Origin of the sequence: Micromonospora sp. CA-259024, from assembly GCF_050936255.1 — a bacterium.
Taxonomy (GTDB): domain Bacteria; phylum Actinomycetota; class Actinomycetes; order Mycobacteriales; family Micromonosporaceae; genus Micromonospora.
Genome location: NZ_JBNJND010000002.1, coordinates 2,716,113 through 2,740,096, shown reverse-complemented (window position 1 = coordinate 2,740,096; position 23,984 = coordinate 2,716,113). Strand labels below are relative to the sequence as shown.

The window sequence follows — 23,984 nt, the reverse complement described above, 5'->3', positions numbered from 1 at the left end:
CGCCCCGCCCCGGCGATCTTGCACTTAATGTCGCCGAAATGCCCCTTCTGAGGCACTTACCCTGACAGAAAGCGCAAGATCGATGGCGTGGGGTGAGGCGGGTCAGGAGAGGGCAGCACGGATGGTGGCGTTGATGTGTTGGGGGCGGCGGTAGAGATCACGGTCGGTGAAATAGCGCATTCGCCAACCGGCGGCATCCAGCCAGTTGACCCGCTCCCGGTCGTACCTGAGCCGGTCACGGTCCAGGTGCGACAGTCCGTCGTACTCAATGCCGATCCGACGCTCGCGGTAGCCCAGGTCGAGCCGGTAGAGAGGGATGCCACAGCGGTCGGTCACCCAGACTTGCGGCTCCGGTGGTGGCAGTCCTCCGTCGATCAGGATCAGTCGTAGTTGACTCTCCTGTCGGCACTCCGCCCGGCCGTCCGCCAGCGGTATGAGCTGCCGGGCCTGGCGGACGCCACGCAACGCATTGTGAGCTGAGACCTCCGCCACCAAATCATCCTGGGTTACCACGCCCGACCGGAGCGCAGCATCGAGTACCGGTAGTGCGTCGAGCCGCCGAACCGCGCGGGCCAGGTCAACGGCACAGCGGGCCGCCGGTACGCAGGGCAGGCCTCCGACGACGACCGGCCGAACGGGTAGAACCGTCCGATGTACGACCACGCCGGGCAGGCGCGGCTTCGGCACCTCGGCGGGTAACTGGATGTGGATCAGGTCTTCGCGCAGCACCCCGAAGCCATGTCGGCGGGCGGCACTCTGCCTTGCCAACATCGCCCCGTCGGGCAGGCGGAGCATCAGTGCACGCAGTTCGTCATCGTCGCCGCAGGGATGGTCGGCGTAGACCCCTCTGCGCACCCGGAACAATTCCTCGCGGCCGAGCCGGGTACGGATCCGGCCCACGGTGAGCTCCCGCATCAGCGCGTCAGTGCGCCACAACTGAGTAGCCATGACAGCAGGCTGACCACCCGAAGCCCCAAGAACCTGCCCCCCAACGACCACCTGTGGAAAACAAGCCCACCTGTGGACAACCCCCCGCCCGCCCTCTCCCGTGCTAATCACGCCCGCACCGCGTCCCCTTCTCCCGGCGATCTTGCACTTCCTGTCGGAGATATGTCCCATATGGACGGAAGGTGAGCGCAGAAAGTGCAAGATCGCGCGGGGCGGGGGCGGGGGCGGGGGGGCGGGGGCGGGGGCGGGGTGGGGGGCGGCGCTAGTCGCAGGCGGTGCCGTCGCCGTCGCGGTCCAGGTCGTAGATGTCACTGCCGATCACGCTGACCGGGCCGCGGACGTAGGCGGGACCGTTACCACTGCCGCCCGCGCAGTCGACGTCGCTGGCGATCGGGACGCAGGGGGTGTAGTTCGGGTCGCAATTCGACGACTGCGGCTGCTTGGTGCCGACGGCGACAACCTGGGTCACCGGCTGCTTCGTCACGACGGACTTCACGAGCTTCTTGCCTGTCCGTACCCCGTCCGTGGTGGTCACCTCGTACGTCAGGGTCTTCACACCGTTGACGCCCTTGGTCCGGACGACCCGCTTGCCCTCGGCCAGGGACGAGTCCTTGACGGTCCTCTCGCCGTATCGGATCGCGGTCTGCTCCGTCACGGTCGTCACCTGCACCACGGGCGCCGCGCTGGACGGGATCGGCGAGACCGGAGTGGAGGGCGCGGCAATCGGCGACACCTCCTGCGCGGGGGCCTCCTCGGTCGGGTCGGCGGGCGCCGCCACGATGGGCTGCTGCGCCTGCTCGGCCGCGGTACCGGTCCGGGTGGGCGTCGGTTCTCCGCCAAGCGCAGACACGATCGCGGTGCCGGCGCAGCAGAGCAGCAGGACCGACAGGGCAACCGAGCCGAGGATCACGGCGGCGCGACTGGCGGGAGCGGCCCGGTGGAACCAGTTCGGAGCGGCGGGCGATTGGGTCCCGGGACCGAACGACGGCACGTGCGGCGGGCCGGGATTCGGCGGTGGTTGCATCGTCACGGCGATGAGTGTCGTCGCAAATACTGCCTGCAATATCCACCGTCGCGTTCGTCAGCTTCGCCGTTCGCCCTGGGAAGCAGGTTCGGTGGGCACGGGCCCCGCCACCGACCGTTTTCACCCTGGCGACGGGTCGGCACGCCGGCCACCCGCTCGGCTGGACCGGCGGGGCCGATTGTGCATCCTCAGCTCGGGATCAAAACCGCAAACCACGCACAGTGCTTCATCCTGCGGGCAATACGCCGATGATGACCCCGGACGTCGGACCACCTGTCGGTTTGACGTCACCGCACTGGTCAGCGCCATCGCCGGCCCGTACCGCCTCATCGCTCCTCCAATCCCCACGGCGTCACGATGGGAGCCGAGAAGGTCCCCACGGCGTCACGATGGGGGCCGAGAAGGTCGCCCGATGGCTGACCCGCTCGCCGACCTCCTCAGTCGGTCAGGGTGGCGACGGCGGCACGCAGGTCACGCTGGAAACGCTCGTCGTCCCACACGGTGTCGTCCTCGATCCCGGCGGTGATGACGCGGCGATCCCGCTCCGCGAGGTCCCGGAGGGCCGGCAGCGCGTTGCGTGCGCCCATCTCGAGCAGCAGCGGCAGGGCGTCCCGCGAACCGTATTCGTCCTCGATGGCGCGGATCAGCACCGGGGCGAGCTCGTCCGCCGGCACCCCGAGTCGCCAGAGCGCACGCACCGCGGACACCCGGGCCCACTGGTCGGAAAGGAGGTCTCGCAGCACCGGCTCCAGCCCCGGCTCGCCCAGCAGGGCGGCCAGTTCGGCGGCGGCCCGGGCGGGCAGGTCACCGCCGGCCAGCACCGCCCGGACGGTGGGCAGGATGGCCGCGACGTCACCGGTCGCCGCGTGGACGATCCGGGCCGCCACCATCTGTAGGTGCCGCTCCGGGTACGTGGGCAGGGCCACGCCGGTCAGGTAGGGACGCAGCCTGGGGGCGAGCGCCCCGAGCGCCTCCGGTGCCTCCTCGACCAGCAGTACCAGCTGGCGGTCGTTGGCGTTCCGGCCCTGGTCGAGGTGCGCCCCGACGGCCGCCACCAGCGGCTCGGATTCACCGGTGCTGCGCCACAATGCCAACCCGGACGGAATGTCGCCGGCCGACGCCGCGGCCCGAGCCTCCGGTACGGCCACCGGTGGAAGCACCCCGATCGCGGCCAGCGCGGCCGTCACCTGGACCGGCGCTACCGCCAGCACGGCGGTCAGCTCCGGTGTGGCGGCCGCCGCAGCCGGTCCCCACCGTCCGAGGAGCGTGGCCAGCCCGGCGACCAGCAAGGTCGGCCCGCCGGCGGCGAGCCGTTTCCGGGCGACGGCCAGCAACGCCGGATCGAACGGCGGTTCGGCGACCGGCAGCCGCACGTCCTCCCCCGCCGTCCATGCAGCACAGACGGGCTCGATCCAGCGCGGGTCGGCCAGCATCGCCAGGGTCTCCACCGCCCGGCGCGGCGCGGTGATGGAGACCGAGCCGGCCACCTCCGGGTAGCCGGCGGCGATCCGGGCGAGTTGATCGGCGTACGGTCCGGCACCGGCACCAGCCAGGCGCAGCAGACCGACGGCGTTGTGGCGGACGCGCTCGTCGGGGTCGTCGAGCACCCGGTCCAGCAGGGGCAGCAACAGGCCCGGCGCGGAACGGCGTGCCCGGATCCGCACGCCCATCGCGTAGAGGGCGGCACGACGGGCATCCGGCCCGGCGTCCAGCAGCCGCGCGCACAGGTCGGCCACCACGTCGTCGCCGGCTTCGAGCGTCACCTCGTCGAGCGCCTCGCCGTGCCGCTGCCACACGTAGTCGAGCTCCGCCTCGTCGCCGACCACGTCGGCGAGGGCCGTGACCGCGCCGGTGGGCCAGGGCAGGCCGGCCCGCAGCAGCGCGACGGCGGCGGCGACGCGTACCGGTGGTTCGCCGCCGAGCAGCGCGCCGGCCAGCAGATCGGCGGAAGCGGCCGCGTCGCGTAGCCCGAGCGCCAGCGCCATCGAGGCACGAACGGCCACATCCGTCTCAATCGCCCACCGGTCCCGCAACAGCGCGGCCGGAAGGCGGTCGCCGCACTGTGCCACCGTGTACGCCGCGTACGTCCGGATCTCGGGGTCGGGATCGTCGAGCAGCGCCGGGAAGCGGTCCGCCTGAGCGCGTACCGCCTCGCGGACCTCCTCCTCCTCGTCGCCGTAGGCGTGGTGCCGGTCGGCGAGCATGCCGACGGTGGCGAGGATCGACGCCCGCTGGTGCGGGGCGGTCGATGCCAGCTCCGCCAGGAACGGCACGGCCGGCACCGTGGCGGGGTAGACGGTGCCCTGGTGGAAGACGCTGCCCACGAACCCGTCGAGGGCCTCGTCCGCCTCGTCCTCGTCGGCCGAGGCCATCGCCCGCAGCAGGTCGGGGGTGTCCTCCGCCGGGCCGTACGCGTGGAGGAGATCCGCCCAGTTGATCTCGTTCAGACCGTTCAACACGGGCGCACTCTACGCAGAATCCGGCCAGGACGCGGGCCCCGGGAAAGCCGCGAATCGCTGACCGCCTATGCCAGCGGCACAGTGCAGCGGCTCATCGCTCCTCCATTCCCCACGGCGAGCCGTAGGCGCTCAGCAGGTCGAGGAATGGCATCGGGGGCAGCGCCTCCGGGCCGAGCACGCCGACGCCGGACCACGCGCCGGTGGCGAGCAACTCCAGGGCAACCACCGGGTTGACCGCGGTCTGCCAGACCACCGCCTGATGGCCGTACTCCCGCATCGACCACTCGTTGTCCACCACGTGGTACAGGTAGACCCTGCGCGGCGCGCCATCCTTGCCGAGGCCGGTCACGTACGTGCCCGCGCAGGTCTTGCCGCGCATCCGGTCGCCCAGGGTGGCCGGGTCGGGCAGGCAGGCCGCGACCACGTCCCGGGGAGAGACCGGGGTGCCCCGGACGGAGACGGGCTTCGTGGAGTCCAGGCCGAGCGTGTGCAGCGTCTTGAGCACCTCGATGAACTCGTCGCCGAGGCCGTACTTGAAGGTGACCCGCTTCGCCTTGACCCAGCGCGGGATGAGCAGCACCTCCTCGTGCTCGACGTTGACGCACTCCACCGGCCCGATTCCCGCCGGAAAGTCGAACACCTCCGGCTCGCTGAACGGCGGTGTGGTGTACCAGCCGCGGTCGGCCTCCCAGATGACCGGCGGGTTCAGACACTCCTCGATGGTGGTCCAGATGGAGAACGAGGGCGCGAAGTCGTAGCCGTCCACGGTGAGGTTCGCGCCGTCGCGGACACCGATCTCGTCGATCTCGCTGAACAGCTCGTCGGCGGCGTAGCGGGCGAAGATGTCCGACAGGCCCGGCTCGATGCCGATGCCACCGAGCGCCAGCCGACCGGCCGCCGCCCAGCGGTCGGCGACCGCGAACTGGTCGTCGCCGAGCTTCACCCCGGTCTCGGCGTAGGGCCGCACGGGATGCGGGTGGGACAGCGACATGGCCATGTCCAGGTAGTCCGCGCCCGCCGCGAACGCGCCGTCGAAGATCGGCATGACGAAGCGCGGGTCGACGGCGTTGAGCACGTGGGTGATCCGGTGCTCCCGGCAGAGTGCGGCGACCGCGTCGACCGAGGAGGCGTCCACCTGGGCCGCGACGAACCGGTCGCCGTGCCCGGCGACCGCGCGCTCGGCGCGACCGACGTCGTGGTCGGCGACCACCATCGTCTCGAAGAAGGTCCGTCGGGCGGCGATGGCTACGGCGGCGGAGCCGACGCCACCGGCGCCGACGAGGAGGACACGCATCAGGAATCAAACCCCAAACCGAAACGATCGAGAGTACGGAGCCAGAGGTCGCGCCGGCCCTCGCGCGCGTCGGCGCGGGCCAGTGACCAGCGGGTGAGATTGATGCCGATCGCGCGCAGGGGTTCCGGCGGGAACGGCAGTGGCTTACGGCGGACCAGGTCGAGCCGGGTCAGCGGGGTGTCCCCGCCGGCCAGCAGGTCGAGCAGCACCCGGGCGCCGAAGCGGGTGGCCCCGACGCCGAGGCCCGTGTAACCGGCGGCGTACGCCAGCCGACCTCCGTACGCGGTGCCGAAGAACGGGCAGAACCGGGTGCAGGTGTCGATGACGCCGCCCCAGCGATGGCTGAAGCGCACATCGGCGAGCTGCGGGAACGTGGTGAAGAAGTGCGTCGCGAGCGCGGTGAAGGTGGCGTGGCGCTGCTCCAGCTCCGGCGCGACCCGGTTGCCGTAGTGGTAGACCGCGTCGTAGCCACCGAAGAGGATCCGCCCGTCGGCGGTGATCCGGTAGTAGTGGAACTGGTTGCCGGTGTCGGCCAGCCCCTGCCGGTTGCGCCAGCCGATCGCGTCGCGCTGGGCCGGGGTGAGCGGCTCGGTCATCAGCACGTGGTCGTAGACCGGCACCAGGTACGCCCGCAGCCGGCGCAACAGCGGCGGAAAGGCGTTGGTGGCCAGCACGATTCGTCGGGCCCGCACCGAGCCGGGCGCGGCGTCCGACCCGCCGGTGGTCGCCGCGTGCAGAGCGGCACCGTCGGCGCGCAGACCGGTGACCCGGGTGTGCTCGTGGACGCGTACGCCGAGGTCGAGGCAGGCGCGGCGCAGCCCCCAGACCAGCTTCGCCGGGTCCACCATGGCCACCCGCTCGGAGTCGAACATCCCGCCCAGGTACGTCGGCGAGTTGACCTCGGCGCGCACCTCGTCGCGGTCCAGCAGTCGCACCTGGTGGCCGTACCGGCCGGCCAGCTCGGCGTCGTCGGCGAGCCCGGCCAACTGGTACGGCTCGACAGCGACGGCCAGTTCGCCGGTGCGCTCGAAGTCGCAGTCGATGCCGAACTCGGCGACGGTGGCGGCGATGGCGTCCAGGTTCTCCCGGCCGAGGCGTTCCAGTTCGCCGACCTCGTCGGGGAACCGGTCGACGCCGTTGGCCAGCCCGTGGGTGAGCGAGGCGGCGCAGAACCCGCCGTTACGCCCGGACGCGGCCCAGCCGCAGGTCCCGGCGTCGACCAGCAGCACGTCACGGTCGGGGTCGGCCTGTTTGGCCAGCAGCGCGGCCCACAGACCGCTGTAGCCGCCGCCGATCACCAGCAGATCGGCGGTCTGCTGGCCGACGAGTGGCGGCAGCGGGTCGGGGCGGTCCGGGCGGTCCAGCCAGTAGGGCACGGGCGCCGCGTCGGCGAGCGCCCTGCCGGTATGCGGAAGGGTCATGACGTACGGCGTGCCGGAGGGGCCTGCGCCGGGCCGGCCAGCAGGTTGGCGCGGCGGGCCCGCCGACCGCGCAGTGAGCTGAGCCCGACCAGCAGCAGCGCGATCGCGAACATCGCGGTGCCGATCACGTTGACCTGCGGTGGGATGCCCCGCTGGGCAGCGCCCCAGACGTACATGGGGAACGTGACAGTGGTGCCGGCGTTGAAGTTCGTGATGATGAAGTCGTCGAAGCTCAACGAGAAGGCCAGCAGCGCGGCGGCCACGATGCCGGGCAGCACCAGCGGCAGGGTGATCCGTCGGAAGGTCTGCCACTCGCTGGCGTAGAGGTCCATGGCGGCCTCCTCCAGCCGCCGGTCCATCCCGGCGAGCCGTGCCTTGACCGTGACCACCACGAACGAGACGCAGAACATCACGTGCGCGATCACGATGGTCCAGAAGCCCTGCGGCACCCCGGCGGAGACGAAGAGAGCCAGCAGCGACGTGCCCATCACCAGCTCCGGGGTGGCCATCGGCAGGAAGATCAGCACGTTGATGCCGGACCGTCCGCGGAAGCGGTGCCGGACCAGCGCGAACGCCATCAGGGTGCCGAGCACGGTGGCGACCACGGTGGCGATGAAGCCGATCTGCACGCTGCGGACGACCGCGTCGCACATGTCCGACGTGGCGCACGGCTGCCGCCAGTTGTCCAGGGTGAACTCGTTGAAGTCGTACGACAGTCGGCTCGACGGGCGGTTGAACGACAGCCCGGCCACCACCAGGATCGGCAGCGCCAGGTAGCCGAGCACCAGCAGCGCCACGATCATCACCCAGCGGTCGGCCAGCCAACGCGAGAGCCGCATTTAGAGGACCTCCTCCGTGCCGGCCCTGCGCAGGTAACCGAGGACCACCGCGAGGATCGCCGCCATCAGCAGGAACGACAGCGCGGCGCCCTGCGGGTAGTCCAGCCGGACCAGGAACGCCGAGTCGATGACGTTGCCGATCATGTATTCCTTCGGGGTTCCGAGCAGTTCGGCGTTGATGTAGTCACCGCTGGCGGGAATGAAGAACAGCAGCGTGCCGGCGACCAGGCCGGGCATGGACAGCGGCAGGGTCACCCGACGGAACGCCTGCATCGGGCTCGCGTACAGGTCGGTGGCCGCCTCCAGCAGCCGGTGGTCCAGCCGTTCCAGGCTCGCGTACAGCGGCAGCACCAGGAAGGGCAGGAAGTTGTACGTCAGGCCGAGCACCACCGCGAACGGGGTCGCCAGCAACCGGCCGTCCGGGGCCAGCAGGTGCACGTCGCGCAGCAGGCCGACGAGCGCACCGTTGTCCGACAGGATGGTCTTCCAGGCCAACGTGCGGACCAGGAAGCTGGTGAACATCGGCGCGACCACGCAGACCAGCAGCAGGTTCTTCCACCGGCCGGCCTTCTGCGCGATGGCGTACGCCAGCGGGTAGCCCAGCAGCAGCGCCAGCACCAGCGCCAGACCGGCGTAGCCGAACGAGCGCAGGAACTGCGGCCAGTACGCCTGCAGCACGTCCGGGTAGTTGCCGAACGCCCAGGTCAGCGCGTACCCGGTGGAGAGCGAGCCGCTGGGGTCGTACAGGCTGGCCGCCGCGAGCTGCACCAGCGGCACACCGAAGAAGATCAGCAGCCAGGCCGCGCCGGGCAGCAACAGCAGGTACGGCATGAGCCGGTGCCGCCCGGACCGGGCTGCCGGCGGCGCGGGCGGCGCCTGCCCGGGTCCGGTGGGGGCCAGAAGGGTCACGACGACGCACCCACCGGCTCGTCGAGCACCGGCGACGTCCGGTCGGTGTCGGCGGCCTCCCGGGGCAGCAGGAACGCGTGCCGCGGATCCCAGTACGCCACCGCCACGCTGCCGAGCGGCACCCGCGTCGACGTTCCGCTGTTGGCCGCGAAGACCGACAGCTCGGTGCCCCAGCCGGTACGCAGCAGGTACTGGGTGCTGACTCCCACATAGGAGGCATCGGTGACCACCCCGGCGACGTGCTGATGCCCGGCGGGCACCTGGTCGGCGGAGCCGACCAGGTGCAGCTTCTCCGGGCGTACCCCCAGGTGGACCGGGCCCCGGTCGGCCCGTGACCGGCCGGCGGGCACCGAGAAGCGCGCGCCGTGCGCCGTCACCGCGACGTCGCCGCCGCTGGTGCCGGCGGCCTCGCCGGCGAGGAGGTTGGACTGGCCGAGGAAGTTCGCCACGAACGCGGTGGCCGGGAACTCGTAGATGTCGGCCGGCGCGCCGAGCTGCTCGATCCGGCCGGCGTTCATCACCGCGACGGTGTCGGCCATGGTCATGGCCTCCTCCTGGTCGTGGGTGACGTGCACGAAGGTGATGCCGACCTCGGTCTGGATCCGCTTCAGCTCGATCTGCATCTGCCGGCGCAGCTTCAGGTCGAGTGCGCCCAGCGGCTCGTCGAGCAGCAGCACCTGCGGCCGGTTGATCAACGCACGGGCGAGCGCGACCCGTTGCTGTTGGCCGCCGGAGAGCTGGGCGGGGCGTCGGTTGCCGTACCCGTCGAGCTGCACCAGGGACAGCATCCGCAGCACCTCGTCGTCGACCGAGCGGATGCCGCGTCGGCGCAGCCCGAAGGCCACGTTCTCGAAGATGGTCAGGTGCGGGAAGAGCGCGTAGCTCTGGAACACGGTGTTGACCGGCCGCTTGTACGGCCGCAGCCGGGCGATGTCCCGGTCACCGAGCAGCACCTGACCGCTGGTCGGTTCCTCCAGCCCGGCGATCATCCGTAACGTCGTGGTCTTGCCGCAGCCGGACGCGCCGAGCAGCGCGAAGAACGAGCCCTGCGGAATGGTCAGGCTGAGGTCGTCGACCGCGGTGAAGATGCCGAACCGCTTGGTGAGGTTGGCCAGGCTCAGGTCGCCGACGGGTGTCTCGCGCGCCATCCCCGTCACGCCCCGATGACCTGCTGGAACTTGCCCTCGAACTCCCGTTCCTGCTTCTCGTCCAGGGCCATGAACACCTTGGACTTCGACAGCAGCGCCTCGTCGGGGAAGATCAGCGGGTTGGCCGCCAGCTCGGGATCGATCTTCTCCATCTCGGCCTGGGCGCCCTTGACCGGGCAGATGTAGTTGACGTACGCGGCGAGCTTCGCGGCGACCGCCGGCTCGTAGTAGTAGTTGATCAGCGCCTCGGCGTTGCCCTTGTGGGTGGCCTTGTTGGGGACCATCATGTTGTCGCTGAACAGCATCACGCCGGAGTCGGGCGCGACGAACTGCACCTTCTCGTCCTCACCGGACAGTTGGATGACGTCGCCGGACCAGCCGATGCACGCGGCGATGTCGCCCTTGGCCAGGTCGGGTGCGTAGTCGTTGCCGGTGAACTTGCGGATCTGCCCGGAGTCGACGGCCTTCTTGAGCTTGTTGAGCGCGTCGTCGAACTGCGCCGTCGTGAAGTTGGCCGGGTCGTGCCCGTTGGACTGGAGCAGCAGGCCCATGGTGTCGCGCATCTCGCTGAGCGCGGTCACCTTGCCCTTGAGGTCGGGGCGGGTGAGCAGCTCATCGACCGTACGCAGTTCCTTCGTGACGTTGCCGTTGTACGCCAGGCCGGCAAGGCCGGACTGCCACGGGATGGAGATCCGGTTCTCGCTGTCGAAGGAGCGGTTCAGCAGCGACGGAAGCAGGTTGGCCTGCACGTTCGGGATCTTCGCCGGGTCGAGTTTCTGGATCCAGCCGAGCCGGATCATCCGGGCCGCCATCCAGTCGGTCAGCACGATGATGTCCCGGTCGGTGCTCTGGCAGGCGGCGAGCTGGTTCTGCACCTTGCCGAAGAACTCGTTGTTGTCGTTGATGTCCTCGGTGTACGTAACCTGAATGCCGGTCTTCGTGATGAACTCGTCCAGGCTGGGCCGCTTGGATTCGTCCTTCTCGTCCACGTCCATGTACTGCGGCCAGTTGGAGAAGGCAAGCTTCTTCTCGGTGCCGGAGAGGTCCTCGCTGACGCAGCCGGCCTCGGTCTGTTGGGCGCCCTTGGTGCCGCAGCCCGCAAGGCTGCCGCCCATGGTGAGTAGGGCGGCCGAACCGAAAGTGCCGGTGAGCAGTCCACGCCGGGAGAGGGGCCGGAGGGGAGTACGCATGACGACTCCTAAGGGGTCATCGTCGGCGGGCGGGACGGGGGAGGCACGCCGGCGGAAGGGTCGGGAGGTTCAGGTGCCTTGGACGACTGATCCTGACATGAGGTGACCTCCCTTACAAGGGATTCCGTTGCAGGATTAGCGATGCACGACGAAATACGCCAGACTGCGCGGGGATACACGCGCGACATCACGATTCGGGACATGGGGAGCGGACGATGACGAACCGGCAGCACGAGAACGGCAACAGCGGCCGACGCGTCGCTGTCCGTGAAGGTGCCAATCACGCTCTGCTGGATGACGTGGCCAAGCAGATCATCGAACAGCTCCAGGAGGACGGCCGGCGCCCGTACGCGACGATCGGCAAGGCGGTGGGGCTGTCCGAGGCTGCGGTCCGACAGCGGGTGCAGCGGCTCCTCGACTCCGGCGTGATGCAGATCGTGGCGGTGACCGACCCGCTTCAGCTCGGCTTCCCCCGGCAGGCGATGATCGGCCTGCGTACCGACGGTGACCTGGAGGCGGTGGCCGACCGGCTGGCCGAGCTGGACGAGGTCGACTACGTGGTGATCACCGCCGGGTCGTTCGACCTGCTCACCGAGGTGGTCTGCCGCAACGACGACCACCTGCTGGAGATCCTGCAACGGCTGCGAATGGTGCCCGGGGTGCTCTCCACCGAGGCGTTCGTCTATCTCAAGCTGCGCAAGCAGACCTACACCTGGGGTACGGCCTGACGCTGCTCACCACATCTTGATCCACTCGACTTCAGGCAAGTCGGGGTATCCACGCCGTGCGGACCCCGCGATTTCCGTGATCCCGAGTGGATCAGTGGGCCGCCTGGCGGACCGCGTCGATGAACGACGTCCAGGCGGCCGGCGCAAAGGCCAGGGTGCCGCCGTCGCGATCCTTGCTGTCGCGCACCAGCACCCGGCCAGGCAGGTTGTCGGCCACCTCGACGCAGGCGCCGCCGTTGTTGCTGCTGCGGGTCGCGGTGCGCCAGCGGGCGTCGGTCATGTCCATGTCGTGGCCACTTCCCTGATCAGCTCGATCGACCGGCGTTGGGGGAACGCCTCACCGGTGACGTTCTCCCACCTGCGTCCCAGGCTAGCGATGTCGATGGGATCGGTCACGACCTGACCACGTAGCTGGTTGTCGAGATACGCCAATTCCGTCCCGTCGGGCAGGCGACCGAGCACGAAGGGCCCGGCCAGGCCGGTGTGCCACGGACTCTCGGCCGGGATGACCCGGACCTGCACGTGTTCCCACTCGGCGACCGCCGCCAGGTGGGCCAACTGCCCGGCCATCACGGCGCGGTCGCCGACCAACCGGCGCAGCACCACCTCGTCGATCACCGCCACGAGCTGCGGTGGGGCATCGCGGCCGAGGACCGCCTGCCGTTCGAGGCGGCCCGCGACGATGAGGTCCACCTCGGACGGCGGGACCAGCCCACCGGTGCCCAGCACCGCGCGGGCGTACCCCTCGGTCTGGAGCAGGCCCGGCACCAACAGCGGCTCGTACCACCGAATGCCGGTGGCGTCCTGCTCAAGCTCCGCCCACGGCCGGAACCACGGCAGGTCCCGGCGGCGGAACGGCTCGGGCCAGAGGTCGGCGGCATCCTGACCCAGAACCTCGGCCACCGCGATTCGGGTACGCGGGTGCGGGATGCGCCCCGTGGCGAGCCACCGCGCCGCCGTCTTCGGGTCGACGTGCACCTTCTCGGCCAGCGACTCGACGGTCTCCCCCGCCTCGGCCATCGCCACGCGCAACGCCTCGTTCGCCACCGGATCCTCCTGCCCGCCGGGTGCACACTGCGGCGCACGATAGCCACGCTGCGTGTCGATGTCCGCCGCCTACCGGCGTGTTGCGGTGGACGTGTTGGCGCGCGTCCAGGACGCTCCGCAACTGCCCCGAAGGTGCCCTGCCCCCGTCCCGCTTGATCGACGCGGATGATCCACTCGATATCCCTGACATCGGGGTATCAACCCCGCCCGGACACCCCAACGTCGGCGATATCGAGTGAATCAAGCCTCGGGCGGCGGGCGGCGGGCAGTCCCATATCTGGGGCAACTCGACAGGCTCCCGCGACCACCCCGCCGGACCACCGCACCCGCCGACCAGGCCAGCCACCCAGGGTGCGAATTCCGTTGCCGGGACTGTGGCTACTCGCTGATTCCGTTGCACATGAGCCATTGCACTACTGATACCACTTGCCTCGGGGGCTGAGACTGTGCGATAACCGTGGGCAGAGCGGCCGGCCTCACCCCTTTGACCGGCCCGACGAACCGATGGGGCTGACATGGCCAACGCCACCGACCACCTCTGGATGCACTTCACCCGGATGGCGAGCTACTCCGCCGGCGAGGTGCCGACCATCGTGCGCGGCGAGGGCGCGTACGTGTGGGACGCACAGGGCCGCCGCTACCTGGACGGGCTCGCCGGGCTCTTCGTCGTCAACGCCGGTCACGGCCGCACCGAGCTGGCCGAGGCCGCCGCCAAGCAGGCCGGCGAGCTGGCCTACTTCCCGCTCTGGTCGTACGCCCACCCGAAGGCCGTCGAGTTGGCCGAGAAGATCGCGGGGCTCACCCCCGGCGACCTCAACCGGGTCTTCTTCACGACCGGAGGTTCCGAGGCGGTCGAGGCGGCGTGGAAGCTGGCCCGGGCGTACTTCAAGCGCACCGGCCAGCCCAACAAGTACAAGGTGATCAGCCGCTACATCGCCTACCACGGCACCTCGATGGGCGCGTTGTCGATCACCGGCCTGCCCGGCATCAAGAGCGACTTCGAGCCGCTGGTGCCCGGCGCGATCAAGGTGCCGAACACGAACTTCTACCGGGCACCCGAGCACGGCGACGACCCCGAGGCGTTCGGCCGCTGGGCCGCCGACGAGATCGGTCGGGCCATCGAGCGGGAGGGGCCGGACACGGTCGCCGCGGTCTTCCTGGAGCCGGTGCAGAACTCGGGCGGGTGCTTCCCACCCCCACCCGGTTACTTCGAGCGGGTCCGCGAGATCTGCGACGCATACGACGTGCTGCTCGTCTCCGACGAGGTGATCTGCTCCTGGGGCCGGCTGGGCGAGTACTTCGGTGCGGTGCGCTACGGCTTCCAGCCCGACATCATCACCACCGCCAAGGGCATCACCTCCGGGTACGCCCCACTCGGCGCGATGATCGCCAGCGACCGGCTGATGGAGCCGTTCCTCACCGAGACCGGCATGTTCGCCCACGGGGTGACCTTCGGTGGGCACCCGGTCTCCTGCGCCGTCGCCCTGGCCAACCTGGAGGTCTTCGCCCGCGAAGACCTGGTCGGGCACGTACGCGCCAACGAGGACGCCTTCCGGTCCACGCTGGAGAAGCTGTACGACCTGCCGATCGTCGGCGACGTGCGCGGTGACGGCTACTTCTACGGCATCGAGTTGGTCAAGGACAAGACGACTCGGGAGACCTTCGACGAGGCCGAGTCGGAGCGGCTGCTGCGCGGTTTCCTCTCGACCGCGCTCTTCCAGGCCGGGCTCTACTGCCGGGCCGACGACCGGGGCGACCCCGTCGTGCAGCTCGCCCCGCCGCTGATCGCCGAGCAGCAGCACTTCGACGAGATCGAGCAGATCCTGCGTACGGTCCTCACCGAGGCATGGGCCCGGCTCTGAGCGGCGCCGGGGCCTACCGGGACCGGTCGTACTGGCTGTCCACCCTGGACGAGCCGCTGACCCCGCGACCGGCACTGCCCGGCGACGCGGACGCCGACGTGGTGATCGTGGGCGCCGGCTACACCGGGCTGTGGACGGCGTACCACCTGGCCCGCGCCGACCCGGCGCTGCGGGTCATCGTGCTGGAGATGGAGATCGCGGGGTACGGGGCATCCGGCCGCAACGGCGGCTGGTGCTCCGCGCTCTTCCCCACCTCGCTGACCGGGCTGGCCCGCCGGCACGGCCGGGACGCGGCGGTCGCCATGCAACGGGCACTGCACGACACGGTCCCCGAGGTGGCGCGGGTGGTCACGGCGGAGGGCATCGACTGCGACTGGGCCGACGGCGGCACGGTCACCCTGGCCCGCAGCGGCCCGCAGCTCGGCCGGGCGCGCGCCGCCGTGGACGAGGCGCGCGCGTTCGGCTTCGGCGCGGAGCACCTGGCGCTGCTCGACGCCGGCGAGGCCGCCGCCCGTTGCGGCGCCGAGGGGGTACGCGGTGGGACGTACACGCCGCACTGCGCCGCGGTGCACCCGGCGAAGCTGGTCCGCGGCCTGGCCCGGGCCGTGGAACGGCTCGGGGTGACGATCCACGAGCGCACCCCGGTCACCGCGATCCGGGCCGGCACGGCGGTCACCGCGGCTGGCACGGTACGGGCGCCGGTGGTGGTCCGGGCGACCGAGGGGTACACGCCCATGTTGCCCGGTCAGCGGCGCGTCGTGGCACCGGTGTACTCGCTGATGGTGGCCACCGAGCCACTGCCCGCGGAGACCTGGGCCAGGATCGGGCTGGGTCAGCGGGAGACGTTCTCCGACCACCGACACGTGATCATCTACGGGCAGCGCACCGCGGACGGCCGACTGGCCTTCGGCGGGCGCGGTGCTCCGTACCATTTCGGCTCTCGGGTCTCCCCCGGCCACGACCGGGAGCCACGGGTCTTCACCGCGCTGCGGCGGACCCTCGGTGAGCTCTTTCCGGTGCTCGGCCCGGACCTGCCGGTCGCCCACGCCTGGGGTGGTCCGCTGGGCATGGCCCGGGACTGGGCGGCCTCGGTCGGCTTCGACCGGGCCAGCGGGCTGGCCTGGGCGGGCGGCTACGTCGGGGACGGGGTGGGCTCCAGCAACCTTGCCGGCCGCACCCTGGCTGACCTGATCCGGGGCGAGCGCACCGAGCTGACCGCCCTGCCCTGGGTGAACCACCGCTCACCCCGCTGGGAACCCGAACCCCTGCGCTGGCTGGCGGTGAACGCCGGCCTACGGGTCATGGCCGGCGCCGACGCGACCGAATCCCGCACCGACCGACCGTCCCGTCGAGCCGCCGCCTTCTCCCGCCTCCTGGGCCACTGATCGGGTCAGTGGTTGGGAGGAATGACCCGGAGGTGACCTCGGCGGCCGGTTTGGTGTGGGTTGTCGTGGTGTTGGTCGGGCTCGGGCGGCCGGGGCGCCGGGCGGGCGGCCTCGCGGACCGCCTCGGCCAGCGCGACCAGGTCGTCCGTGGTCGGCGGCGGCGGCTCGAACTCACCCTCGTGCCGGACCACGTCCCAGCCACGCGGGGCGGTCAGGCTGCGGGCGTGCGGCTCACACAGGTCGTACGTGTGCGGCTCGGCGAACGCCGCCAGCGGGCCCACGACCGCTGTCGACTCGTTGTAGACATAGGTCAATGTGGCGACCGCTTGCCGGGGGCAGCCGTTACGGGAGCAGCGCCGTGGTGACCTCACGGCGGCAGGGTATCTCCATTACCGGGTCCGGCGCACCGCTTCGCGTTGCGACACGCCCGTCGTGGTGATCACAGTTCACCGCCCTGTGCGCGCCGCGCCATGAGAGCGGCGCTGCCGCTGGCCAGCCCGACGTGGGCGCTACCCTTTGCCTCATGACGAGCCCGGAACACCGCCGCCCCGGCTCCGGCCGGCGTGCGCACCGCGACCGACACGGACGCGGCCTGCGCGGGCGGCTGGTGCCGGCCACCGTTCCGCTGGCGCGGACCAAGGCCGAGGTCTTCGACGACCTGGTCCTGGACACCGTCGAGACGCTGGAGCGTCGGTTCGCCAAGGAGCTGGCAGGGGTCGAGTTCGCGGTCGAGGACGTCCCGCCGGACCTGAACGTCTACGACTCCGATGTGCTGGAGGACGGCGAGGTCCCGCTGGCCCGGCTGCTGCCCGGGCGCCCGGGTCGGCAGGAGGTGCCGCCGCGCATCGTGTTGTACCGGCGGCCCCTGGAATTCCGGGCGATGGACCGTGAGGACCTCGCCGATCTCGTGCATGACGTGATCATCGAACAGGTGGCGAACCTTCTCGGGGTCGACCCCGACGAGCTCGCCTGAACCAGGCCCCACGCGGGCGAGTCGGGCGGCCCCCACCGCCCTGACCTCGCACCGCTCAGGCGGCCCGCCGCTTCAACTTCCGCCGCTCCCGCTCCGAGAGCCCGCCCCAGATGCCGAACCGCTCGTCGTGACCCAGAGCGTATTCGAGGCATTCGGTCTTGACCTCGCAGCGCGAGCAGATCCGCTTCGCCTCGCGGGTCGAGCCGCCCTTCTCGGGAAAGAACGCCTCGGGGTCGGTCTGCGAGCACAACGCCCGCTCCTGCCACTCCGGCGCGTTTCCGAGCAGGTCGGCCACCTCAAGCTGGCCGTCCATCAAATGCCTCCTTGTCGCGCACCGGCGTCATCGCCGCTGCAACCCCCCACGCGAAAGGCGTGCTTGTCCGTCCGGTCCCGTTTTGTTGCGTTCCGTGCGAACAACCCCATTCAAATTACACGCGTGTAATGCGTGCGCCGTCAAGCCAAACTTGATAATGGAGTCGCCCTCCCGACACCCCCGGTCGGCCACTAAGGCCGTCCAGCCTCGCAACCTGCCCTATCGATTCAGACCCCGGCCGAGTAACGCCCTCTCCGGCGAGTTGCCCAACTTTTCTGCCGTGGCGTTCCCCCGGCAGGCCACCGACGCGGCGACACCAGACGCGGCCACCGACCCCCTCTCCGCAAGCTGATCTTGGTGGGGGACAGGTTAACGCGGCGCGGCGCAGACCGCCCGCCGAGCCGCGAACAGCGCTCGCGCCCCGTCCACGATGTGGACAGGACGCGGCGGAAAAGCCGGTGCGACGAGGTCAGCCAGCGACCCCGAAACCGCTGCTCGGCCACACGAATTCAGCTATCCCTCCACCATGGACAGATATTGTCCCGACCGACGTACTCTCGTCCCACCAGACGGTATAAATTCCGCCGGGCAGATCGGGGTAGAGCGCACTGTGGAACGAGCCGTCCCGCACCCGACGCTCCCGCACCGCCGAATGGACCCGCCGGTCACCGTCTCGACTGATCTCAATCTCCCGGCCGTGCAGATCCCGACCCGTGTAGACGATCAGGGCGCCGGTGTCGCCGCCCAGATCGAGGACGACGCTCCCGGTCTCCGACGGCCCGTACGCGTGCTCGTGCATCCCCTGCTCCCCGCGCCGGTCAGGACGCCGCCGGCGGGTTGTTGAACCCGTCGTACGGCGTACCCAGGTAGGGGAAGTTCCCGAGGAACGGGGCGGTCACGTCGGCGGCGCTCAGACCCGGGGTGACCGCGGCGGCCGCGGCGTCCGGGCGGAACGTCTTGTCGACCAGCGGCACGGTCACCCCGGCGATCGCCCGCAACGCGATGCTCACCACGTCGTCGCCGACCCGCCGCCCGTTCGGGAACCCGGCCAGGTCACCGCCGAGCACCCCGAACCGGTCCGGGCGCCGGGTGGGCGGGATCGCGGTGTTCAGCCGCAGCATGTCAGCCTGGACGTCCCCGGTGGTGTTGGTGAAGCCGTCGATCAACCCGGCCGGTACGCCGGTGAGCAGGATCGCCACCAGGTCCGCCCGGACCTTCTTCGCCTTGGTGAGCTTGTCCAGATTCGGGAAGACATCCGGGTAGAGCGCCGGCAGCAGCGCGGCCAGTTCCGGCTGCTCGACGAACCGCGCGAATCGCTTGTCCTCCGACGGCGGCAACGAGTTCCACAGGTCCTTCTTGGACATCGGCACGATGACCTCGTTGAACAACGGATTGCCCAGCCGGGAGACCTGGGTGAACGGGCCGGTGGCAGTGTCCGCGCCGCCGCCGTCACCGAGCACCCGTACCTGCCGGCGCGACGCCGACGTCCACACCCCGATCACCGATGCCCGGTCACCCGCGCCGTACCGGTTGGCGCGCCGGCGCGCCCTGGCCAGCGGCACCTGCACCGCGATGCTGTGCACGTTCATCCGGTCGGTCGCGTTGACCGGCTCCCCCTCGGCCTTGAAGATCTTCTTCCCGGCCACGTGCAGCTGCTGGAACGGTCGCAGCGTGCCGAGGTCGAAGATCGCTCCCAGGTCGACGAAGAAGCCGTCCGCGCGCTGCCCGGCGAAGACCCGCTCCCCGGTGGAGAGCGAGTACGTGGCCTGCCGGACCAGCTCGGCGTACTTCGGGGTGGACAGCGGGCCGACGTTGCACGGCGGGCAGGGCAGCTTGTGCGCCAGCCGGTGCTCCCGGCCGTCGGCCACCCGGGTCAGGCTGTAGAACTGCCGCCGGTTCCAGTTCTCGCTGTCCAGCGAGTCGATCGGGCCGGTGTTGTAGAGAAAACTGTTCGGATTGGTGATCTCGGTGGTGAATTCGAAGCGGTAGGTGACATCCGGACGGCCGTCGCCGTCGTTGTCGATATGGATCTCATAGCGCACGTCGTCGCCGAACTCGAAGAAGTTCGGGCCCCCGGAGGGGAGCTGCAACGGCACGTAGTTGGCAATCAGCGTGACCGAATCGGGCTTGTCGGGGCTGACGAACGCGTACAGGTCGGAGCTGTCGGCTACCGGATCCTTGGCGATCTCCGGGGCCTCGCGATGGGAAGACATGGCGGACCAACCTCACTGGGCGGGAGCAGGACGGCGGGACGGAGGGCCCGGGGGGGGTCAGCGCCGGGCGGCGCGGCGCAGCCGGTCCGCCAGGCCCCGGTCGCGGACCTCGATCCGGGCCTCGCCGACGAAGACGTCCATCGTTCCGGAAGCGGCGTCACGCAGGTGCACGACGATCGGTTCGTCGGGCCGTCCGGCCGCGCCGGGGGCGTTCTGCGCGGCCGACAGGCCCGGCACGGTGAGCGCGGCGGCACCGAGGGTGGCGCTGGCGGCGGCGGTCAACGTCTGTCGGCGGGTCAGGCGCGGCCAGGGCCGCTTCCGCTGATCACTGGTCATGGGCAACCTTTCCGGCGGCGGCGCGAACGCGCCCGCGGAGACGGACAGGTCCGGTGCCGCCAACGACGCCGCCGGGCCCCTGAGGGGACACCGGCGGCGGTCCTCGCCGTGACCGCCGCCGGCACCGCGTGGTACGGCCGGCGGCGGGAAAAGGTTCGACCTCAGGGCCGGGCGTGACCGTACGCGGTCGAACGCTTGCGCGCCGGACGCCCGGCCGCCGTGGCGATGGCCCGCAACTGCTCCTCCGTACGCGCCGAGCCGTTGCCGGAGCCGGCCATCCGGGAGATGGTCTCCTCCATCAGGGTTCCGCCCAGGTCGTTGCAGCCGCTCTGGAGCATCGCCACCGTGCCCTCGTCGCCCAGCTTCACCCAGGAGCACTGGATGTTGTCGATCCGGCCGTGCAGGAGCAGCCGGGACATGGCGTGCACCACCCGGTTCTCCTGCCAGGTCGGCCCGGGGCGGGCGATGCCGGCCAGGTAGATCGGGGCGTTCGTGTGCACGAACGGCAGCGCCACGAACTCGGTGAACCCGCCGGTGCGGTCCTGCACACCGGCGAGCACCCGGAAGTGCCCCAGCCACTGCCCGGGGTGGTCGACGTGGCCGTACATCATCGTGGAGCTGGACCGGATGCCCAGCTCGTGGGCGGTGCTGACCACATCGACCCAGGCGGCGGCCGGGAGTTTGCCCTTGGTCAACACCCAGCGCACGTCGTCGTCGAGGATCTCGGCGGCGGTGCCCGGGATGGTGTCCAGCCCGGCCTCGCGCAACTGCGTCAGCCACTCGCGCACCGGCACGCCCGCTTTCGCCGCGGCGGTGGCGATCTCCATCGGGGAGAACGCGTGCACGTGCATCCCGGGCACCCGCGCCTTGATCGCGCGCACGATGTCGGCGTACCCGGTGACCGGCATCTTCGGGTCGATGCCACCCTGGAGGCAGACCTCGCTGGCACCGGCCGCCCAGGCCTCCTCGGCCCGGTCGGCGACCTGCTCGACGGAGAGCCGGTACGCGTCGGCGTCCCGCTCACGTTGGGCGAAGGCGCAGAACCGGCAGCCCACGTAGCAGACGTTGCTGAAGTTGATGTTGCGGTTGACCACGTAGGTGACGTCGTCGCCGACCGTGTCGCGACGCACCTCGTCGGCGAGCCGGCACAGCTCGTCGAGCGCCGGCCCGGCGGCCCCGAACAACGCCAGAGCCGCATCGGTGTGCACCGGCTCCAGCAGCGCGGCCGGGTTGTCGGCGGCGAGCCGCAGTCCGGCACGCAGATCGTGGTCACCGGCGAGGGCCGTCGGCCCGGCGGTCACCTTCGTGGCCACCTCCGCCCAGTCACCGTAGACGCTGTCGAAGTCGCCCCGCCGGTCCTCCGTACGGCCGGTGGTGTCGATGCTGGCGTGCAGATCGGTCCGCCCGCCGAACACCTCCTCCGGCTCCTGCCAGGGACGACCCTGCGGCATGGCCGACTCGACCGCCATCCCGGAGGCCGGGTCGGCCAGCGCGCTCACGTGCGGCGACAGCCGCGGGTCGAGCCACGGGTCGCCGGCCCGCACGTACTCCGGGTAGATGGTCAGCCGCTCGCGCAGCGTGAACCCGGCCAGCTCGGTGTGCCGGGCCAGCTCCTCGATCTGCGGCCAGGGGCGCTCGGGGTTGACGTGGTCCGGGGTGAGCGGCGAGACACCGCCCCAGTCGTCGATGCCGGCGCGCAGCAGCAGGTCGTACTCGCCGGCGATGAGGTTCGGTGGGGCCTGGATGCGGGCCTTCGGGCCGAGCAGCAGCCGGGCCACCGCCACCGTGGCGGCCAGGTCGTGCAGCTCCGCGTCGGGCATACCGCGCATCGCCGTGTCCGGCTTGGCGCGGAAGTTCTGCACGATCACCTCCTGGAGGTGGCCGTACTCCCGGTGCGCGCGGCGGATCGCGAAGAGCGCGTCCACCCGCTCGGCCGGGGTCTCCCCGATGCCGATCAGGATGCCGGTGGTGAACGGCACCCCGACCCGGCCCGCGTCCTCGAGCACCCGCAGCCGGACCGCCGGCTCCTTGTCCGGCGAGCCGAAGTGCGGCCCGCCCGGCTCGCACCAGAGCCGGGTCGCGGTGGTCTCCAACATCATGCCCATGCTCGGCGCGACCGGCTTGAGTCGTTGCAGCTCCGACCAGGACAGCACCCCCGGGTTGAGGTGCGGCAGCAGCCCGGTCTCCTCCAGCACCGCGACCGCGCAGGCACGGAGGTAGTCCAGGGTGGAGTCGTAGCCGCGCTCGTCCAACCAGCTCCGGGCCGCCGGCCAGCGCTCCTCGGGCCGGTCACCGAGAGTGAACAAGGCCTCCTTGCAGCCCTGGGCGGCACCCTCCCGGGCGATGGCCAGCACCTCGTCGCGGTCCAGGAACGGCGCCGGCAGCCGGTGCGGCACGGTGGCGAACGTGCAGTAGTGGCAGCGGTCCCGGCAGAGCCGGGTCAACGGGATGAAGACCTTCTTCGAGTACGTGACGACGCCCGGCCGCCCGGCCTCACGCAGCCCGGCGTCCCGGATCCCACCTGCCACCAGGAACAACTCGTCCAGCGCGTCACCGCGAGCGGACAGCAGCGCGGTCGCCTCGTCGACGTCCAGTGCCCGCCCGGTCGCGGCCCGGCCCAGGGCCCGCCGCACGCTGGCGTCACTCGGGCCGGAGTGGGTGCGATCAACCATCCGCTCAGCCTATGCGCTTCCGGAGCCCGCTTCGCCGACCCGGGCCCGCAGCGTGGGAAAGGGCACCCGCCCCGGCCCCACCTCGTTGATCATGAAGTTATCGCCCCGACACGCCGTGTCATCGGGTAACAACTTCATGATCAACGAGGGCTGGCGGTCCGGGTGGCGGTCAGCGCGGCTGGTCCGGGTGGTCGCCGGGCTTGATCTGCTGGGTCCGGTCGCCGTCCGCGTCGCCGGGGCGGGAGATCACCTCGGTCGGGTCGGCGGACTGGCGCGGGATGGCCTGGGTGGGGTCGGCCGACGGCGGCTGCCCGAACGGCGGCGCGGCCGGGGACGGCGCTGCGGCCGGGAACGGCGGCGCCGACTGCGGGGCGGGGTTGACCGGCGGCCCGAACTGGGGCGTGGCCGGGAACGGCGGCGCGGACTGCGGGGACGGCGGCGCCGACTGGGGGTAGGGCGGCCCCGACTGCGGTGCCTGGAACGGCGGCGAGGGCTGGCCGTACTGGCCGGGGAACTGTGCCGGTGGGTAGCCGCCGGGCTGGCCGGGGGCGGGCCAGCCGCCTGCCGGCTGCCCACCGGGCTGCCCCGGGGCCGGCCAACCACCCGGCTGCTGCGGCCATCCCGGCTGGGGCTGGCCGTAGACACCCGGCTGGGGCTTGGGCCGCGGCACGTAGTAGTGGGCGCGCCAGATGGTGTAGACCACCCAGGCGGCGACCGCGAAGATCACCAGCCAGGCGAACCGGGCGAGGACACCGAGCAGCGCGTCGAGCACCTCGGCCTCGGCCAGCCGGCCCACCGTCCAGATCAGCATGGTCAGCGTGCCGAACAGTGCGCTGACCGCGTACTCACCGAGAGCCACCTGCGTGATGAGCTTCGCCTTCGGCAGCACCGGCGAGATGTGGGTGGCCAGCAGCACGGCCAGCAGCGGCAGGCCCACCGCCTCGATCCCGATGAACGCGTAGAAGGCACTGCCCGCGCGGTCGGTGAAGGAGCTGTAGTCGTTCGGCGCGATCAGCCGGAGCAGGCCCACGAAGAGGAACACGGCGTTGGCGCCGAGCAGCGCGAGCGCAGCGAGTTCGCGTAGCGGCTTGGTCAGCTGACGGGCCTGCGTCGCGTCGGTGGACGCGGGCTCGGCTGGGCTGGTCACGAGGTCCCCCTCGGGGCATGAACGGACAGGGCGCACGTGAGCCTAGTCTCCTGGGCCACCGGCGGACCGGAGGCGT

The 23,984-nt window shown here is 71.0% G+C and carries 22 protein-coding genes; 4 read left to right on the top strand and 18 right to left on the bottom strand.

Annotated features, from left to right (window positions below):
• Positions 1-102: 102 nt before the first annotated feature.
• The 9 genes from ACQEUX_RS32305 to ACQEUX_RS32265 all read right to left on the bottom strand — a co-directional run bounded on the left by ACQEUX_RS32305 (position 103) and on the right by ACQEUX_RS32265 (position 11,232).
• Positions 103-948: a DUF559 domain-containing protein gene (locus tag ACQEUX_RS32305; RefSeq protein ID WP_433056511.1), complete on the bottom strand. Its 846-nt coding sequence runs from the start codon at positions 946-948 to the stop codon at positions 103-105.
• A gap of 262 nt (positions 949-1,210) precedes the next feature.
• Entirely contained in the window at positions 1,211-1,972 is a 762-nt protein-coding gene (locus tag ACQEUX_RS32300) for a G5 domain-containing protein (RefSeq protein ID WP_433057303.1), read from the bottom strand.
• Positions 1,973-2,409: 437 nt separating this feature from the next.
• Entirely contained in the window at positions 2,410-4,431 is a 2,022-nt protein-coding gene (locus tag ACQEUX_RS32295) for a hypothetical protein (RefSeq protein WP_433056509.1), read from the bottom strand.
• 91 nt (positions 4,432-4,522) lie between these two features.
• Positions 4,523-5,725, bottom strand: a complete 1,203-nt coding sequence (locus ACQEUX_RS32290) for a saccharopine dehydrogenase family protein (protein WP_433056507.1) — start codon at positions 5,723-5,725, stop codon at positions 4,523-4,525.
• A complete protein-coding gene (locus tag ACQEUX_RS32285) occupies positions 5,725-7,146 on the bottom strand; it encodes an NAD(P)/FAD-dependent oxidoreductase (RefSeq protein ID WP_433056505.1) in 1,422 nt (473 codons plus the stop codon). The genes ACQEUX_RS32290 and ACQEUX_RS32285 overlap by 1 nt, the downstream gene beginning before the upstream one ends.
• Positions 7,143-7,985 (bottom strand): ABC transporter permease, encoded by an 843-nt coding sequence (locus tag ACQEUX_RS32280; RefSeq protein WP_433056503.1) that lies wholly within the window; start codon positions 7,983-7,985, stop codon positions 7,143-7,145. Before ACQEUX_RS32280 ends, ACQEUX_RS32285 begins: the two co-directional genes overlap by 4 nt.
• Complete coding sequence (locus ACQEUX_RS32275; protein WP_433056501.1) at positions 7,986-8,894, bottom strand: ABC transporter permease; 909 nt, start codon at positions 8,892-8,894, stop codon at positions 7,986-7,988.
• Entirely contained in the window at positions 8,891-10,042 is a 1,152-nt protein-coding gene (locus ACQEUX_RS32270; protein ID WP_433057301.1) for an ABC transporter ATP-binding protein, read from the bottom strand. Before ACQEUX_RS32270 ends, ACQEUX_RS32275 begins: the two co-directional genes overlap by 4 nt.
• Before the next feature lie 5 nt (positions 10,043-10,047).
• Positions 10,048-11,232, bottom strand: coding sequence for an extracellular solute-binding protein (locus ACQEUX_RS32265; protein ID WP_433056499.1), 1,185 nt, complete (start codon positions 11,230-11,232; stop codon positions 10,048-10,050).
• 215 nt (positions 11,233-11,447) lie between these two features.
• Here ACQEUX_RS32265 and ACQEUX_RS32260 point away from each other — a divergent pair, with 215 nt between their 5' ends.
• Positions 11,448-11,960, top strand: a complete 513-nt coding sequence (locus tag ACQEUX_RS32260) for an Lrp/AsnC family transcriptional regulator (protein ID WP_433056497.1) — start codon at positions 11,448-11,450, stop codon at positions 11,958-11,960.
• 91 nt (positions 11,961-12,051) lie between these two features.
• Here the strand turns inward: ACQEUX_RS32260 and ACQEUX_RS32255 are convergent, their stop codons facing one another.
• A complete protein-coding gene (locus ACQEUX_RS32255; RefSeq protein ID WP_433056495.1) occupies positions 12,052-12,246 on the bottom strand; it encodes a DUF397 domain-containing protein in 195 nt (64 codons plus the stop codon).
• Positions 12,237-12,980, bottom strand: a complete 744-nt coding sequence (locus ACQEUX_RS32250; RefSeq protein WP_433057299.1) for a DUF5753 domain-containing protein — start codon at positions 12,978-12,980, stop codon at positions 12,237-12,239. Before ACQEUX_RS32250 ends, ACQEUX_RS32255 begins: the two co-directional genes overlap by 10 nt.
• Before the next feature lie 542 nt (positions 12,981-13,522).
• Here ACQEUX_RS32250 and ACQEUX_RS32245 point away from each other — a divergent pair.
• Both ACQEUX_RS32245 and ACQEUX_RS32240 read left to right on the top strand, forming a co-directional pair.
• Positions 13,523-14,869, top strand: a complete 1,347-nt coding sequence (locus ACQEUX_RS32245; RefSeq protein WP_433056493.1) for an aspartate aminotransferase family protein — start codon at positions 13,523-13,525, stop codon at positions 14,867-14,869.
• The gene (locus ACQEUX_RS32240; protein ID WP_433056491.1) at positions 14,854-16,254 is read left to right on the top strand and encodes an NAD(P)/FAD-dependent oxidoreductase; all 1,401 of its coding nucleotides are present in this window, start codon (positions 14,854-14,856) and stop codon (positions 16,252-16,254) included. Before ACQEUX_RS32245 ends, ACQEUX_RS32240 begins: the two co-directional genes overlap by 16 nt.
• A gap of 5 nt (positions 16,255-16,259) precedes the next feature.
• Here ACQEUX_RS32240 and ACQEUX_RS32235 read toward each other — a convergent pair whose 3' ends face one another.
• Positions 16,260-16,625 carry a DUF3499 domain-containing protein gene (locus ACQEUX_RS32235; protein WP_387111965.1) on the bottom strand — a complete coding sequence of 122 codons (366 nt, stop codon included), beginning with the start codon at positions 16,623-16,625 and terminating at the stop codon, positions 16,260-16,262.
• A 152-nt stretch (positions 16,626-16,777) separates the two neighbouring features.
• On the opposite strand from ACQEUX_RS32235, the gene ACQEUX_RS32230 reads away from it, so the two are divergent.
• Entirely contained in the window at positions 16,778-17,227 is a 450-nt protein-coding gene (locus tag ACQEUX_RS32230) for a metallopeptidase family protein (RefSeq protein ID WP_074316962.1), read from the top strand.
• Positions 17,228-17,282: 55 nt separating this feature from the next.
• On the opposite strand, the gene ACQEUX_RS32225 is transcribed toward ACQEUX_RS32230, so the two are convergent.
• The 6 genes from ACQEUX_RS32225 to ACQEUX_RS32200 form a co-directional block, all read right to left on the bottom strand.
• Positions 17,283-17,540 carry a WhiB family transcriptional regulator gene (locus ACQEUX_RS32225; RefSeq protein WP_007455784.1) on the bottom strand — a complete coding sequence of 86 codons (258 nt, stop codon included), beginning with the start codon at positions 17,538-17,540 and terminating at the stop codon, positions 17,283-17,285.
• A gap of 469 nt (positions 17,541-18,009) precedes the next feature.
• Positions 18,010-18,339 (bottom strand): phospholipase, encoded by a 330-nt coding sequence (locus ACQEUX_RS32220; RefSeq protein ID WP_433056488.1) that lies wholly within the window; start codon positions 18,337-18,339, stop codon positions 18,010-18,012.
• A gap of 19 nt (positions 18,340-18,358) precedes the next feature.
• Positions 18,359-19,753 (bottom strand): DUF4331 domain-containing protein, encoded by a 1,395-nt coding sequence (locus tag ACQEUX_RS32215; protein WP_433056486.1) that lies wholly within the window; start codon positions 19,751-19,753, stop codon positions 18,359-18,361.
• Positions 19,754-19,810: 57 nt separating this feature from the next.
• Positions 19,811-20,089 carry a hypothetical protein gene (locus ACQEUX_RS32210; RefSeq protein WP_433056484.1) on the bottom strand — a complete coding sequence of 93 codons (279 nt, stop codon included), beginning with the start codon at positions 20,087-20,089 and terminating at the stop codon, positions 19,811-19,813.
• Between the two features lie 161 nt (positions 20,090-20,250).
• Positions 20,251-22,761 (bottom strand): bifunctional FO biosynthesis protein CofGH, encoded by a 2,511-nt coding sequence (locus ACQEUX_RS32205; RefSeq protein ID WP_433056482.1) that lies wholly within the window; start codon positions 22,759-22,761, stop codon positions 20,251-20,253.
• 169 nt (positions 22,762-22,930) lie between these two features.
• Positions 22,931-23,908 carry a hypothetical protein gene (locus ACQEUX_RS32200; protein ID WP_433056480.1) on the bottom strand — a complete coding sequence of 326 codons (978 nt, stop codon included), beginning with the start codon at positions 23,906-23,908 and terminating at the stop codon, positions 22,931-22,933.
• Positions 23,909-23,984 lie beyond the last annotated feature (76 nt).

Excerpts from the sequence above, each read along its gene's own strand:
- ACQEUX_RS32305 (WP_433056511.1), bottom strand. The coding sequence starts at position 948 with ATGGCTACTCAGTTGTGGCGCACTGACGCGCTGATGCGGGAGCTCACC.
- ACQEUX_RS32300 (WP_433057303.1), bottom strand. The coding sequence starts at position 1,972 with ATGCAACCACCGCCGAATCCCGGCCCGCCGCACGTGCCGTCGTTCGGT.
- ACQEUX_RS32290 (WP_433056507.1), bottom strand. The coding sequence starts at position 5,725 with ATGCGTGTCCTCCTCGTCGGCGCCGGTGGCGTCGGCTCCGCCGCCGTA.
- ACQEUX_RS32285 (WP_433056505.1), bottom strand. The coding sequence starts at position 7,146 with ATGACCCTTCCGCATACCGGCAGGGCGCTCGCCGACGCGGCGCCCGTG.
- ACQEUX_RS32280 (WP_433056503.1), bottom strand. The coding sequence starts at position 7,985 with ATGCGGCTCTCGCGTTGGCTGGCCGACCGCTGGGTGATGATCGTGGCG.
- ACQEUX_RS32270 (WP_433057301.1), bottom strand. The coding sequence starts at position 10,042 with ATGGCGCGCGAGACACCCGTCGGCGACCTGAGCCTGGCCAACCTCACC.
- ACQEUX_RS32265 (WP_433056499.1), bottom strand. The coding sequence starts at position 11,232 with ATGCGTACTCCCCTCCGGCCCCTCTCCCGGCGTGGACTGCTCACCGGC.
- ACQEUX_RS32260 (WP_433056497.1), top strand. The coding sequence starts at position 11,448 with ATGACGAACCGGCAGCACGAGAACGGCAACAGCGGCCGACGCGTCGCT.
- ACQEUX_RS32255 (WP_433056495.1), bottom strand. The coding sequence starts at position 12,246 with ATGGACATGACCGACGCCCGCTGGCGCACCGCGACCCGCAGCAGCAAC.
- ACQEUX_RS32250 (WP_433057299.1), bottom strand. The coding sequence starts at position 12,980 with ATGGCCGAGGCGGGGGAGACCGTCGAGTCGCTGGCCGAGAAGGTGCAC.
- ACQEUX_RS32245 (WP_433056493.1), top strand. The coding sequence starts at position 13,523 with ATGGCCAACGCCACCGACCACCTCTGGATGCACTTCACCCGGATGGCG.
- ACQEUX_RS32240 (WP_433056491.1), top strand. The coding sequence starts at position 14,854 with ATGGGCCCGGCTCTGAGCGGCGCCGGGGCCTACCGGGACCGGTCGTAC.
- ACQEUX_RS32230 (WP_074316962.1), top strand. The coding sequence starts at position 16,778 with ATGACGAGCCCGGAACACCGCCGCCCCGGCTCCGGCCGGCGTGCGCAC.
- ACQEUX_RS32225 (WP_007455784.1), bottom strand. The coding sequence starts at position 17,540 with ATGGACGGCCAGCTTGAGGTGGCCGACCTGCTCGGAAACGCGCCGGAG.
- ACQEUX_RS32220 (WP_433056488.1), bottom strand. The coding sequence starts at position 18,339 with ATGCACGAGCACGCGTACGGGCCGTCGGAGACCGGGAGCGTCGTCCTC.
- ACQEUX_RS32215 (WP_433056486.1), bottom strand. The coding sequence starts at position 19,753 with ATGTCTTCCCATCGCGAGGCCCCGGAGATCGCCAAGGATCCGGTAGCC.
- ACQEUX_RS32210 (WP_433056484.1), bottom strand. The coding sequence starts at position 20,089 with ATGACCAGTGATCAGCGGAAGCGGCCCTGGCCGCGCCTGACCCGCCGA.
- ACQEUX_RS32205 (WP_433056482.1), bottom strand. The coding sequence starts at position 22,761 with ATGGTTGATCGCACCCACTCCGGCCCGAGTGACGCCAGCGTGCGGCGG.